Origin of the sequence: Pseudomonas sp. CVAP#3, from assembly GCF_018986375.1 — a bacterium.
GTDB lineage: Bacteria > Pseudomonadota > Gammaproteobacteria > Pseudomonadales > Pseudomonadaceae > Aquipseudomonas > Aquipseudomonas helvetica.
The window spans coordinates 19,943-33,204 of the sequence record NZ_JAHMSC010000005.1; the positions used below are offsets into that span (position 1 = coordinate 19,943).

10 protein-coding genes are annotated in these 13,262 nt (G+C 56.2%); 6 read left to right on the forward strand and 4 right to left on the reverse strand.

The window, feature by feature from the left end:
• Window positions 1-70 precede the first annotated feature (70 nt).
• Genes gyrB through dnaA form a run of 4 tightly spaced genes read right to left on the reverse strand, consistent with a single transcriptional unit; the run spans window position 71 to window position 6,271 of the window.
• On the reverse strand, window positions 71-2,488 hold the full coding sequence (gyrB, locus tag KRR23_RS10715) for a DNA topoisomerase (ATP-hydrolyzing) subunit B (protein WP_019694408.1): 2,418 nt from the start codon (window positions 2,486-2,488) through the stop codon (window positions 71-73).
• A gap of 4 nt (window positions 2,489-2,492) precedes the next feature.
• Window positions 2,493-3,596: a DNA replication/repair protein RecF gene (gene recF, locus KRR23_RS10720; RefSeq protein WP_019694407.1), complete on the reverse strand. Its 1,104-nt coding sequence runs from the start codon at window positions 3,594-3,596 to the stop codon at window positions 2,493-2,495.
• Window positions 3,597-3,616: 20 nt separating this feature from the next.
• Window positions 3,617-4,720, reverse strand: coding sequence for a DNA polymerase III subunit beta (dnaN, locus tag KRR23_RS10725; RefSeq protein ID WP_123427090.1), 1,104 nt, complete (start codon window positions 4,718-4,720; stop codon window positions 3,617-3,619).
• A gap of 39 nt (window positions 4,721-4,759) precedes the next feature.
• Window positions 4,760-6,271 carry a chromosomal replication initiator protein DnaA gene (gene dnaA, locus KRR23_RS10730; RefSeq protein WP_216742482.1) on the reverse strand — a complete coding sequence of 504 codons (1,512 nt, stop codon included), beginning with the start codon at window positions 6,269-6,271 and terminating at the stop codon, window positions 4,760-4,762.
• Between the two features lie 565 nt (window positions 6,272-6,836).
• Here dnaA and rpmH point away from each other — a divergent pair.
• The 6 genes from rpmH (at window position 6,837) to mnmG (ending at window position 13,259) form a co-directional block, all read left to right on the forward strand.
• Window positions 6,837-6,971, forward strand: a complete 135-nt coding sequence (gene rpmH / locus KRR23_RS10735) for a 50S ribosomal protein L34 (RefSeq protein ID WP_003213577.1) — start codon at window positions 6,837-6,839, stop codon at window positions 6,969-6,971.
• Window positions 6,972-6,987: 16 nt separating this feature from the next.
• A complete protein-coding gene (gene rnpA, locus KRR23_RS10740) occupies window positions 6,988-7,389 on the forward strand; it encodes a ribonuclease P protein component (RefSeq protein WP_031319651.1) in 402 nt (133 codons plus the stop codon).
• Window positions 7,382-7,627, forward strand: a complete 246-nt coding sequence (yidD, locus tag KRR23_RS10745; protein WP_052966011.1) for a membrane protein insertion efficiency factor YidD — start codon at window positions 7,382-7,384, stop codon at window positions 7,625-7,627. The genes rnpA and yidD overlap by 8 nt, the downstream gene beginning before the upstream one ends.
• Window positions 7,628-7,629: 2 nt before the next feature.
• Window positions 7,630-9,312: a membrane protein insertase YidC gene (yidC, locus tag KRR23_RS10750; protein WP_216742483.1), complete on the forward strand. Its 1,683-nt coding sequence runs from the start codon at window positions 7,630-7,632 to the stop codon at window positions 9,310-9,312.
• A gap of 79 nt (window positions 9,313-9,391) precedes the next feature.
• On the forward strand, window positions 9,392-10,762 hold the full coding sequence (gene mnmE / locus KRR23_RS10755; protein WP_216742484.1) for a tRNA uridine-5-carboxymethylaminomethyl(34) synthesis GTPase MnmE: 1,371 nt from the start codon (window positions 9,392-9,394) through the stop codon (window positions 10,760-10,762).
• Window positions 10,763-11,366: 604 nt separating this feature from the next.
• Window positions 11,367-13,259 (forward strand): tRNA uridine-5-carboxymethylaminomethyl(34) synthesis enzyme MnmG, encoded by a 1,893-nt coding sequence (mnmG, locus tag KRR23_RS10760; protein WP_216742485.1) that lies wholly within the window; start codon window positions 11,367-11,369, stop codon window positions 13,257-13,259.
• The last annotated feature ends 3 nt before the right edge of the window (window positions 13,260-13,262 follow it).

The window sequence follows — 13,262 nt, forward strand, 5'->3', positions numbered from 1 at the left end:
CACCTCTCAGGAGGGAGCCGGACTCATTTATGGGTGTAAATGAGCAACTACTGTGTGAACCAACAACGGATCAGAAGTCCAGGTTAGAGACTGCCAACGCGTTGCTTTCGATGAAGTCTCGGCGTGGTTCGACCGCATCACCCATCAGGGTGTTGAAGATCTGGTCCGCGCCAATAGCGTCTTCGATGGTCACTTTGAGCATCCGGCGCGAGCCTGGGTCCATGGTGGTTTCCCACAGCTGATCCGGGTTCATCTCACCCAGACCTTTGTATCGCTGGATGGTGTGACGCTTGGTGCTTTCGGCCATCAACCATTCAAGAGCTTCCTTGAACTCGGTGACGGCTTTCTTGCGCTCGCCGCGCTGAATGTAAGCGCCTTCGTCCAGCAAGGTGCTCAGTTGAGCGCCCAGGGAGACGACGGTCTTGTAGTCGTTGCTGCCGAAGAAGTCGCGGTTGAAGGTGACGTAGTTCGACAGGCCGTGGGAGATCAGTTCGACCTCTGGCAGCCAGACGTTACGTTCACGGTCTTCACGCAGGCTGGCTTTGTAGACCAGGCCGGATTTCTCGACAGTGCGCAGGCGAACTTCGTACTGGGCCAACCAGTTCTGCATCGCTGCGTGATCGGACAGTTGGTCCATGCTCACCGCTGGCAGGTAGATGAAGTGCTCGGTCAGTTCCTGTGGGTACAGGCGCGACAGACGCTTGAGGGTCTTCATTACCAGACGGAAATCATTCACCAGACGCTCGAGGGCTTCGCCGGAGATACCCGGTGCTTCCTCGTTCAAGTGCAGGCTCGCATCTTCCAGGGCCGACTGCGTCATGTACTCTTCCATGGCGTCGTCGTCTTTGATGTATTGCTCTTGCTTGCCTTTCTTCACTTTGTACAACGGCGGCTGAGCGATGTAGATGTAGCCACGCTCGATCAGCTCCGGCAACTGACGGAAGAAGAAGGTCAGCAGCAGGGTACGGATGTGCGAACCGTCGACGTCAGCATCGGTCATGATGATGATGTTGTGATAACGCAGCTTGTCGATGTTGTACTCGTCGCGGCCGATGCCGCAGCCCAGCGCGGTGATCAAGGTGCCGACTTCTTGCGAAGAGATCATCTTGTCGAAACGCGCCTTCTCGACGTTCAGGATCTTGCCCTTGAGGGGCAGAATCGCCTGGGTCTTGCGGTTACGTCCCTGCTTGGCGGAGCCGCCAGCAGAGTCACCTTCCACGAGGTACAGTTCGGACAGGGCAGGGTCTTTTTCCTGGCAGTCCGCCAGTTTTCCGGGCAGGCCGGCGATATCCAGCGCGCCTTTACGACGGGTCATCTCACGAGCTTTACGCGCTGCTTCACGAGCACGGGCCGCATCGATCATCTTGCCGACAACCAGCTTGGCTTCGTTCGGGTTTTCCAGCAGGAAGTCGGAGAAGTACTTGCCCATTTCCTGTTCGACCGCGGTCTTCACTTCGGAAGAAACCAGCTTGTCTTTGGTCTGGGAGCTGAACTTTGGATCCGGCACCTTGACCGAAATGATCGCGGTCAGGCCTTCACGGGCATCGTCACCGGTGGTGGCGACTTTGTGCTTCTTCGCCAGGCCTTCCGCTTCGATGTAGGTATTCAGGTTACGCGTCAGTGCCGAACGGAAACCCACCAGGTGAGTACCGCCATCGCGCTGCGGAATGTTGTTGGTGAAGCACAACAGGTTCTCGTTGAAGCTGTCGTTCCACTGCAGAGCGATTTCCACGCCGATGCCGTCTTCACGCTGGACGTTGAAGTGGAACACCTGGTTGACCGGAGTCTTGTTGGTGTTCAGGTATTCAACGAATGCACGCAGACCGCCTTCGTACTTGAACAGCTCTTCCTTGCCGCTGCGCTCGTCCTTGAGGACGATGCCAACACCGGAGTTGAGGAAGGACAGTTCACGAATCCGCTTGGCCAGAATGTCCCAGCTGAAGTGGATGTTCTTGAAGGTTTCAGCCGAGGGCTTGAAGTGGATCTGCGTACCGGTGGACCCGCTTTCGCCAACGATTTTCATCGGCTCTTGCGGAACACCGTGGACGTAAGTCTGTTCCCAGATTTTGCCGCTGCGGCGAACGGTCAGGATCAACTCTTCGGACAGGGCGTTTACAACCGACACACCTACACCGTGCAGACCGCCAGATACTTTGTAGGAGTTGTCATCGAATTTACCGCCGGCGTGCAGCACGGTCATGATGACCTCGGCCGCCGAGACGCCTTCTTCTTTATGCACGTCTACCGGGATGCCACGACCGTTGTCGCGCACGGTGATGGATTCGTCCGGGTGGATGATGATACTGATGTCGTCGCAATGACCAGCCAAAGCTTCGTCGATCGAGTTATCGACCACCTCGAACACCATGTGGTGCAGACCGCTGCCATCGTCGGTGTCACCAATGTACATACCGGGACGTTTGCGTACGGCATCCAGGCCTTTCAGCACTTTAATGCTCGTTGAGTCGTACGTATTTTCTTCGCTCATGCCTTCACTCCCGATGGTCGTGGGTCTGGGTGATACGGCCCTGTTCCACGTGGAACAGGGCGACTGGCGTTTCCGTCTGCCAGCCTTCCCTCAATAATTCGTGATCTACACAGGTGATAAAAACCTGGCAGCGTAAGTCTTCCAGCAAGCGGCAAAGCGCGCGGCGGTGCTGCTCATCCAGCTCGGACGGCAAGTCATCCACCAGATAAATACATTGGCCGCGCCGGGCCTGGCTGACCAAATGCCCTTGGGCAATCCGCAATGCACAGACCACCAACTTCTGCTGACCACGAGACAAGATGTCCGCGGCATTGTGTGCGCCCAATCTAAGACGCAAATCAGCGCGTTGTGGTCCGGCCTGGGTATGCCCCATTTGCTGATCCCGGTGAACGGACGCGGCGAGCACTGCACTCAGCTCTCGCTCTTTGTCCCAACCCCGGTAATAGCTAAGCGTTAAGCCCTCGAGTTCGACGAGTTCGCTCAAGGTCTGTTCAAAGACTGGTTTCAAGGCTTTGATATAAGCGCGGCGGTATTCATCAATTTCAGCGCTGGCCTGGCACAATTCTCTGTCCCAAACCGCTTGCGAAACGGCGTCAAGTGTACCATGCCGCAGCCAAGAGTTTCTCTGGCGCAGGGCCTTCTGCAAGCGCTGCCAGGTGGACATGAAACGTGGTTCCACGTGGAACACGCCCCAATCGAGAAACTGTCGGCGAATTTTCGGTGCGCCTTCCAACAGGCGGAAGCTGTCGGGGTTGATCAATTGCAGCGGCAGGATTTCTGCCAGTTGCGCAGCACTGCGGGCGTTCTGCCCGTCGATGCGAATCTGAAACTCCCCTTGGCGGTCCCGGGATATCCCCAATGCGCTGTGCCCGCCCTCGGCTAATTCCACCTGGCCAAACACCGTGCACGCTAACTGCTCGTACTGGATAACCGGTAAAAGACGGGTACTGCGAAATGAACGGGCGAGCCCCAGCAGATGAATGGCTTCCAGAACACTGGTTTTGCCGCTGCCGTTGGCGCCGTACAGGATATTGATGCGGGGGGAGGGGGAGAAGGTCACCGGGTGCAGATTGCGCACCGCGGTGACCGAGACACGACTGAGGGACATCTAGCGTCTGCTGAACATGTTTACAGGCGCATCGGCATGACAACGTAAGCCGAGTCGTCGTTGTCGGACTCTTGCACCAACGCACTGCTGTTGGAGTCAGACAGGATCAAACGCACTTGCTCAGTAGTCATCACGCCCAGCACGTCGAGCAGATAGCTCACGTTGAAGCCGATTTCCAGCGAGCCCCCGTTGTACTCAACGCCGACTTCTTCTTCCGCCTCTTCCTGTTCCGGGTTGTTCGCCTGGATCTTCAGCTGACCGTTGGCCAGTTGCAGGCGAATGCCGCGGTACTTCTCGTTGGACAGAATCGCGGTACGGCTGAATGCTTCACGCAGTGCCTGACGATCACCCAGTACCAGCTTGTCGCCACCCTTGGGCAGAACACGCTCGTAGTCGGGGAATTTGCCGTCGACCAGTTTCGAGGTAAAGGTGAACTCGCCAGTGGTGGCGCGAATGTGGTGCTGGCCCAGAACGATGCTGACATTGCCCTCCGGCTCGGTCAGCAAGCGCGCCAGTTCCAGAATACCTTTACGTGGAACGATCACCTGGTGACGATCCGGCTGACCGATGTCGGCCTGCATCGAGCACATGGCCAGACGGTGACCGTCGGTGGCCACGGCGCGGATGATGCCGGCGGAGACTTCCAGCAACATGCCGTTGAGGTAGTAGCGAACGTCCTGCTGAGCCATGGCGAAGCTGGTGCGCTCGATCAAGCGACGCAGCTTGCTCTGCGCAAGAGTGCACGTCAGCGAGCCCGGGCCTTCTTCCACCGTCGGGAAGTCGTTGGCCGGCAACGTCGACAGGGTGAAGCGGCTACGACCGGCTTTCACGACGAGCTTCTGCTCATCGACCTTGATGTCGATCAGCGCGTCGTTCGGCAGGCTCTTGCAGATGTCCATCAGCTTACGCGCCGGGACAGTGATTTCGCCCGGCTCGGCCGGCTCTTCGAGTTGCACACGCCCGACCAGCTCGACTTCCAGGTCGGTACCGGTCAGCGACAACTGCTGGCCTTCGACAACCAGCAGCACGTTGGAAAGCACCGGCAAGGTCTGTCGGCGCTCGACGACGCCTGCGACCAGTTGCAGGGGTTTCAACAGGGCTTCGCGTTGAATGGTGAAATGCATGGTCTAGTCCCTTGCCTTAATAAGCTGCGCTGGTGTTCATCAAGTGGTCAGTGTACGCAGCAGGTTCTTGTAGTCCTCGCGGATGTCCGCGTCGGATTCCTTAAGTTCGTTGATCTTGCGGCATGCGTGCAAAACCGTGGTGTGGTCGCGACCGCCAAACACGTCACCGATTTCCGGCAAGCTGTGGTTGGTCAGTTCCTTGGACAGCGCCATGGCCACTTGCCGTGGACGTGCGACCGAACGCGAACGGCGCTTGGACAGCAAATCCGAAATCTTGATCTTGTAGTACTCGGCGACCGTGCGCTGAATGTTATCCACAGAGACCAGTTTGTCCTGAAGCGCCAACAGATCCTTCAAGGATTCGCGAATCAACTCGATGGTGATATCGCGGCCCATGAAGTGCGAGTGGGCGATTACGCGTTTGAGCGCGCCTTCGAGTTCACGGACGTTGGAACGAATACGCTGGGCGATAAAGAACGCAGCATCGTGCGGCAGGTCGACTTTGGCCTGGTCGGCTTTCTTCATCAGAATCGCGACGCGGGTTTCCAGCTCCGGCGGCTCGACGGCGACCGTCAGGCCCCAGCCAAAGCGCGACTTCAAGCGCTCTTCAAGGCCTTCGATTTCTTTCGGATAACGGTCACTGGTGAGGATGACCTGTTGGCCACCTTCAAGCAGGGCGTTGAACGTGTGGAAGAACTCTTCCTGGGAACGTTCCTTGCGGGCAAAAAACTGAATGTCATCGATAAGCAGCGCATCGACCGAACGGTAGAAGCGTTTGAACTCGTTGATCGCATTCAGCTGCAACGCCTTGACCATGTCGGCCACGAAGCGCTCGGAATGCAGGTACACGACCTTGGCATTCGGGTTCTTCTTTAATAGGTGGTTACCCACAGCGTGCATCAAGTGGGTTTTACCCAAGCCAACGCCGCCATACAGGAACAGCGGGTTGTAACCGTGCTTGGGATTGTCCGCGACCTGCCAGGCTGCCGCACGGGCCAGTTGGTTGGACTTGCCTTCGACAAAATTCTCGAAGGTAAAGGTGCGGTTCAGGTAACTGGTGTGCTTGAGCGCGCCTTCGACCTGCACGGTGCGTTGTTCTGCACGTACCGGGGCCTGTTGCGAGCTGGCGCCGGCCATTGGGTCGAAGCTGTCGCGAGACGGTTCTTCGCTGACCTCGGCGGTTTTTTGTGTTGCTCGCTTGGTCGACGTGGCAGGTGCAGGTGCACTGACGGGTGCAGCCGCGGCCTGGGCTTGAGACGCCGCTGCGGCCAACGGTGCATTCGGCGCAGCACGAGGTGCTGAACTGCGTTTGCTGCCTATTAATAAGGAAAGCGCCGGCGCCATGCCATTGCCGTGCTCATCCAGCAACTCGAGCACGCGGCTCAGGTACTTTTCGTTGACCCAGTCGAGAACAAAACGATTCGGTGCGTAGACACGCAACTCGTCGCCTTCGGCTTCGACCTGTAGTGGACGGATCCAAGTGTTGAATTGTTGGGCAGGCAGCTCATCGCGCAAAAGCTCCACGCACTGCTGCCAAAGTTCCACTGACACGGATATCCCCTAAGTTGAAAGCCGGTGAGGCAAAAACAAGCGGCCATTGTAGCGACCAGACGCCGACTTATCCACACGTAGCTTGCTCACGGGTGTCGAAGAATCAACGCTTTATGCGTAAAAAAGACGACCAATGGTCTGTGCATAAGCCCTGTGGATAAACCCACTTAAGCTCATTGTACAAGTGGGGGGCAAACCCGGTGGATAACCTGCCTGTGGATAACCACCCATTCCACACACAGCTTATCCGACAGTGCAGCACAGGCTGAACACCGTTTTCCACTGTAGTTGTCATTCTCTGTACAGCACGGAATAGAAGGGCTAAAGGTAGTTATCCACAGAGGATGGCGGGTCTAGCTTTTATAAGCTTTACAGAAAAGCTTTAAATAATTCCCTTCTTTATTTTTATATCTAGCTGTCCACCTTTCAAGGACGAACCCTGCGGATATCCATTTAAAGGAAACGTTGGTTGGAAATTGACCTAGAGGCTTGCTTTCTCTAGAATCCCCGGTCTCTTAAAACGGGGGCCATTCCGGCCCGTTGTGGACGAACCAGGTAACACGACATGAAACGTACTTTCCAACCAAGCACTATCAAACGCGCTCGTACCCACGGTTTCCGTGCTCGCATGGCTACCAAGAACGGCCGTGCCGTCCTGTCGCGTCGTCGCGCCAAAGGTCGTGCGCGTCTGGCAGTTTGATAATCCGGTACTGGAGGTGAGTCAGGACTTCAGTCGGGAAAAGCGTTTGCTTACCCCCCGGCATTTCAAGGCAGTCTTTGACTCCCCTACCGGCAAGGTTCCGGGGAAAAATCTCCTGCTCCTTGCACGCACCAACGATCTCGATCACCCCCGTCTAGGGCTGGTTATCGGGAAAAAGAGTGTGAAGCTCTCCGTTGAGCGCAATCGCCTCAAGCGTTTGATGCGCGAATCATTTCGCCTCCACCAGGATTCTCTGGTTGGCTGGGATATCGTTATCGTCGCGCGCAAAGGTTTGGGAGATGTAGAAAACCCCGAATTGATTCAGCATTTCGGCAAACTCTGGAAACGTCTGGCACGCAGCACGCCGGTACCAGCAGTCAAAACCGAAACTGTAGGGGTAGACAGCACTGATGCGTAAACTGGCGCTCGTTCCGATCCAGTTTTATCGCTATGCCATTAGTCCTTTGATGGCCAGCCACTGTCGTTTCTACCCCAGTTGTTCCTGCTACGCGTATGAAGCCATAGAAAATCATGGCCTTCTGCGCGGTGGCTGGCTGACCTTTCGTCGTTTAGGTCGCTGTCATCCGTGGAATCCCGGTGGTTATGACCCGGTTCCATCTATCCCTACCTCCCGTTCTTCTTCGATGGCCGAGTAATCATGGATATTAAACGCACGATCCTGATCGTCGCCCTGGCAATCGTGTCCTACGTTATGGTTCTGAAATGGAACCAGGACTATGGTCAGGCTGCCTTGCCGACTCAGAATGTTGCTTCCAATCAGGCTGCCCCGGCTATTCCGGATACGCCACTTGGTAACAATGCTGCCGCCAGTGCCGATGTACCCAGCGCGAATACCGATATCAGTGCCCCTGCCGCAACGCCGGTAGTCACCAATAAAGATCTCATCCACGTCAAAACGGATGTGCTCGAACTGGCTATCGATCCTCAAGGTGGTGATATCGCCCAGCTGATGCTGCCGCTGTATCCACGTCGTCAGGACCATCCGGAAATTCCGTTCCAGCTGTTTGATAACGGTGGCGAACGTACTTACCTGGCCCAAAGCGGCCTGACCGGTACCAACGGTCCGGATGCTCGCGCTACCGGTCGTCCGGTTTACTCGACCGAACAGAAGACTTATCAACTGGCTGATGGCCAGAACCAGCTCAACGTTGACCTGAAATTCAGCGACGCTGGCGTCAATTACATCAAGCGCTTCAGCTTTACTCGCGGTCTGTACGATCTGAAAGTCACTTATCTGATCGACAACACCAGCGATAAAGCCTGGACGGGCAACCTGTTTGCCCAGCTCAAGCGCGATGCAAGTGCCGATCCTTCTTCGACTACCGCAACCGGTACTGCGACTTACCTGGGCGCTGCCCTGTGGACAAGTGCAGAGCCGTACAAAAAAGTGTCGATGAAAGATATCGACAAGGCGTCGTTGAAAGAAACTGTTAACGGTGGCTGGGTCGCCTGGCTGCAACACTACTTCGTGACTGCCTGGATTCCAGCCAAGAACGACAGCAACGTGGTGCAGACTCGCAAAGACAGCCAAGGCAACTACATCATCGGTTTCACTGGCCCGGTATTGTCCGTTGCGCCAGGTGCCAAGGCTGAAACCAGCGCTACGTTGTACGCAGGTCCGAAAAGCCAGGCGATACTGAAAGAGTTATCCCCAGGTCTGGAACTGACGGTCGACTACGGCATTCTGTGGTTCATCGCCCAGCCGATCTTCTGGCTGTTGCAACATATCCACGCGATCGTTGGTAACTGGGGCTGGTCGATCATCTTCCTGACCATGCTGATCAAGGGGATCTTCTTCCCGCTGTCGGCTGCCAGCTACAAATCCATGGCGCGCATGCGTGCAGTGGCACCGAAACTGGCTGCTCTGAAAGAACAACATGGCGATGACCGGCAGAAAATGTCGCAATCCATGATGGAGCTGTACAAGAAAGAGAAGATCAATCCGCTGGGTGGTTGCTTGCCAATCCTCGTGCAGATGCCGGTATTCCTTTCGCTGTACTGGGTACTCCTGGAAAGCGTGGAAATGCGCCAGGCACCGTTCATGCTGTGGATTACTGACCTGTCGATCAAGGATCCGTTCTTCATTCTGCCGATCATCATGGGCGCAACCATGTTCATCCAGCAGCAGCTGAACCCAACTCCTCCGGATCCGATGCAGGCCAAGGTGATGAAGCTGATGCCAATCATCTTCACCTTCTTCTTCCTGTGGTTCCCGGCGGGTCTGGTGCTGTACTGGGTTGTGAACAACTGCCTGTCCATCACCCAACAGTGGTACATCACACGTAAGATTGAAGCGGCTACCAAAAAAGCCGCCGCATAACTTACTCTGTGGATAACCACTCAAAACGCCCCCTAGTGGGGCGTTTTGCTATCCGTCATTTTTATCTGGATATCGAATCATGAGCACTCCTCGTGAAACCATTGCCGCCGTCGCCACTGCTCAAGGCCGTGGCGGTGTCGGTATCGTCCGTATTTCCGGTCCGCTGGCGAGTGTTGCGGCGAAAGCCATCAGCGGTCGCGAACTGAAACCGCGGTTCGCCCATTACGGCCCGTTTCTCAGTGAAACCGAGGAAGTGCTGGACGAAGGCATCGCCTTGTATTTCCCTGGACCGAATTCGTTCACCGGCGAAGATGTGCTGGAACTCCAGGGCCATGGCGGTCCAATCGTTCTGGATATGTTGCTGCAGCGCTGCCTGCAATTGGGTTGCCGACTGGCCCGGCCGGGGGAATTCAGCGAACGCGCATTCCTCAACGACAAACTCGACCTGGCCCAGGCCGAAGCCATCGCCGACCTCATTGAGGCAAGCTCTGCACAGGCTGCTCGTAACGCTTTGCGCTCGTTGCAAGGCGCATTTTCGCAACGAGTGCATAACCTCACCGAGCAATTGATTGCATTGCGGATCTACGTTGAGGCGGCAATCGACTTCCCTGAAGAAGAAATCGACTTCCTTGCCGATGGCCACGTGCTGAAGATGCTCGATGCGGTGCGCGATGAGTTATCCACCGTGTTGCGTGAAGCCGGGCAGGGCGCATTGCTTCGTGATGGCATGACCGTGGTGATTGCCGGTCGCCCTAACGCCGGCAAATCCAGCCTGCTCAATGCATTGGCTGGCCGTGAAGCCGCGATTGTTACCGAGATTGCCGGCACGACCCGGGATATCCTGCGCGAACATATCCACATCGATGGTATGCCGCTGCATGTGGTCGACACCGCTGGTTTGCGCGACACCGAAGACCAGGTCGAGAAAATCGGTGTGGAACGGGCATTGAAAGCCATCAGCGAGGCAGATCGGGTGTTGCTGGTGGTCGATGCCACTGCGCCTGAAGCGCTTGATCCTTTTGCCTTGTGGCCTGAATTCCTCGAGCAACGCCCGGATCCGGCCAAAGTGACCTTGATTCGCAACAAGGCAGACCTGACCGGGGAAGCGATAGCGCTGGAAGTCAGTGAAGATGGCCACGTGACCATCAGCTTGAGCGCCAGGTCTGCTGGCGAAGGCCTGGAACTGCTGCGTGACCATCTCAAGGCCTGCATGGGCTATGAGCAAACCTCGGAAAGCAGCTTCAGCGCCCGCCGGCGTCACCTGGAAGCCCTGCGCCATGCCAGTGCCTCACTCGAACATGGTCGTGCGCAGCTGACCTTGGCCGGTGCCGGAGAACTGCTGGCTGAAGATTTGCGTCAGGCACAGCAGTCCTTGGGTGAAATTACCGGCGAATTCAGCTCCGACGACCTGTTGGGCAGGATCTTTTCCAGCTTCTGTATCGGTAAATAACCTCACCTCTCCCTCCGTAGGAGCCGAGCTTGCTCGCGAGGCGGCGTGTCTGACACACCGTGTTGCTTAATTCGCAGGCAAGCCAGCTCCCACAAGTCCGTGTATCTCTCAAATTTTTCGCATTGCCGAGCGGTATCGACCGCTTCGGTGGTTTTTCCGTGGGCGGAATTTGCCCCATTCAGCGCCTTTCTGTGGATTAAGCCCTGTGAATAACTGCCACTGAGCACAGTTGATAACAGGGCTTCAAAACTGAGGAAAACCACCTCTGTGGATAACCACCCCATTCATCCACAGGCTTACACCGGTTATCCAAGGGCCTCCTTGGTACATGACCACAGGCTTTCATTCCTCTGTACACATTGAAAATAAAGGCCTGTATAGATCTATCCACAGAAATTGTGCTCTATAGAAATAAACATAAAAACAAAGATTTAATAAATTTCTCTCTTTTTAATTTCTATTACCCCGACTTCTCCACAGCTGGTTAAATTTTGTGCAAAGGGTTCTTTAGAAAGGGCGAAGTCCCTATACTTGCCGCCCAGGTCCAAAAACCTGAGCTCAAACTATTCCTGATTACCTAACTGAAGCAGGCACGAGGTGCGTGGTGGATTTCCCTTCCCGTTTTGAAGTGATCGTCATCGGCGGCGGTCATGCCGGTACCGAGGCAGCACTTGCATCAGCACGTATGGGGGCAAAAACCCTGTTGCTGACGCATAACGTGGAAACCCTCGGAGCAATGAGCTGCAACCCCGCGATTGGCGGGATAGGCAAGAGCCATCTGGTCAAGGAAATCGATGCCCTTGGCGGCGCGATGGCCATGGCCACCGATAAAGGTGGTATTCAGTTTCGCGTCTTGAACAGCCGCAAAGGCCCAGCCGTGCGCGCTACTCGCGCCCAGGCCGACCGCGTTCTGTACAAGGCCGCTGTGCGCGAGATTCTCGAGAACCAGCCGAACCTGTGGATATTTCAACAGGCGGCCGACGACCTGATCGTCGAACAGGAACAAGTGCGTGGTGTTGTCACCCAAATGGGCCTGCGGTTCTTCGCAGATTCCGTGGTGTTGACCACTGGCACCTTCCTCGGCGGACTTATCCACATCGGTTTGCAGAATTTTTCCGGCGGTCGCGCCGGTGATCCGCCATCGATCGCACTGGCACATCGTCTGCGTGAACTGCCTTTGCGCGTGGGCCGGCTGAAAACCGGTACGCCACCGCGTATCGATGGCCGTTCTGTGGATTTCTCGGTGATGACCGAGCAACCCGGCGATACACCGATTCCGGTGATGTCGTTCCTGGGTTCCAAAGAACAGCATCCAGCGCAGGTCAGCTGCTGGATTACCCATACCAACGCCCGTACTCACGAGATCATTGCCTCGAACCTCGACCGTTCGCCAATGTACTCCGGGGTGATCGAAGGTATTGGCCCGCGTTATTGCCCGTCGATCGAAGACAAGATCCATCGCTTTGCCGACAAGGAAAGCCATCAGGTCTTCATCGAGCCAGAAGGTTTGACCACCCATGAGCTGTACCCGAACGGGATATCCACATCCTTGCCGTTCGACGTGCAATTGCAGATCGTGCAATCGATTCGCGGCATGGAAAACGCCCATATCGTTCGCCCGGGCTACGCCATCGAGTACGACTACTTCGATCCGCGTGACCTGAAGTACAGCCTGGAAACCAAAGTCATCGCCGGGTTGTTCTTCGCCGGGCAAATCAACGGCACCACCGGTTACGAAGAAGCCGGTGCCCAAGGTTTGCTGGCCGGGGCCAACGCTGCATTGCGTGCCCAAGGCAAAGACAGCTGGTGCCCGCGTCGCGACGAGGCGTACATCGGCGTATTGGTCGACGACCTGATTACCCTGGGTACTCAGGAACCGTATCGGATGTTCACGTCCCGCGCCGAATACCGTTTGATCCTGCGCGAAGACAATGCCGATCTGCGTTTGACCGAAAAAGGCCGCGAACTGGGTCTGGTGGATGACGTGCGCTGGGCGGCTTTCTGCAAAAAACGCGAAAGCATCGAAGTCGAAGAGCAGCGTCTGAAAAGCACCTGGGTTCGCCCCGGTACTGAACAGGGCGATGCAATTGCCGAAAAGTTCGGCACGCCGCTGACTCACGAATACAACTTGCTGAATCTGCTGACCCGTCCGGAAATCGACTACGCTGGTCTGATCTCGGTGACCGGCGCCGGTGCAGAAGATCCACAGGTCGCCGAGCAGGTTGAAATCAAGACCAAATACGCCGGTTACATCGATCGCCAGCAAGATGAAATCGCTCGCCTGCGGGCCAGCGAAGACACCAAATTGCCTGTGGATATCGATTACACAAACATCTCCGGTCTCTCCAAAGAGATCCAGAGCAAGCTCGGCGCGACCCGTCCAGAGACCCTGGGCCAGGCATCGCGGATCCCGGGCGTGACCCCGGCAGCGATTTCGCTGTTGATGATTCATTTGAAAAAACGCGGCGCGGGCCGTCAGTTGGAGCAAAGCGCTTGAGTT

Bases quoted from the DNA above. Each gene is read 5' to 3' on its own strand.
- gyrB (WP_019694408.1), bottom strand. From the start codon at position 2,488: ATGAGCGAAGAAAATACGTACGACTCAACGAGCATTAAAGTGCTGAAA.
- recF (WP_019694407.1), bottom strand. From the start codon at position 3,596: ATGTCCCTCAGTCGTGTCTCGGTCACCGCGGTGCGCAATCTGCACCCG.
- dnaN (WP_123427090.1), bottom strand. From the start codon at position 4,720: ATGCATTTCACCATTCAACGCGAAGCCCTGTTGAAACCCCTGCAACTG.
- rpmH (WP_003213577.1), top strand. From the start codon at position 6,837: ATGAAACGTACTTTCCAACCAAGCACTATCAAACGCGCTCGTACCCAC.
- yidD (WP_052966011.1), top strand. From the start codon at position 7,382: ATGCGTAAACTGGCGCTCGTTCCGATCCAGTTTTATCGCTATGCCATT.
- yidC (WP_216742483.1), top strand. From the start codon at position 7,630: ATGGATATTAAACGCACGATCCTGATCGTCGCCCTGGCAATCGTGTCC.
- mnmE (WP_216742484.1), top strand. From the start codon at position 9,392: ATGAGCACTCCTCGTGAAACCATTGCCGCCGTCGCCACTGCTCAAGGC.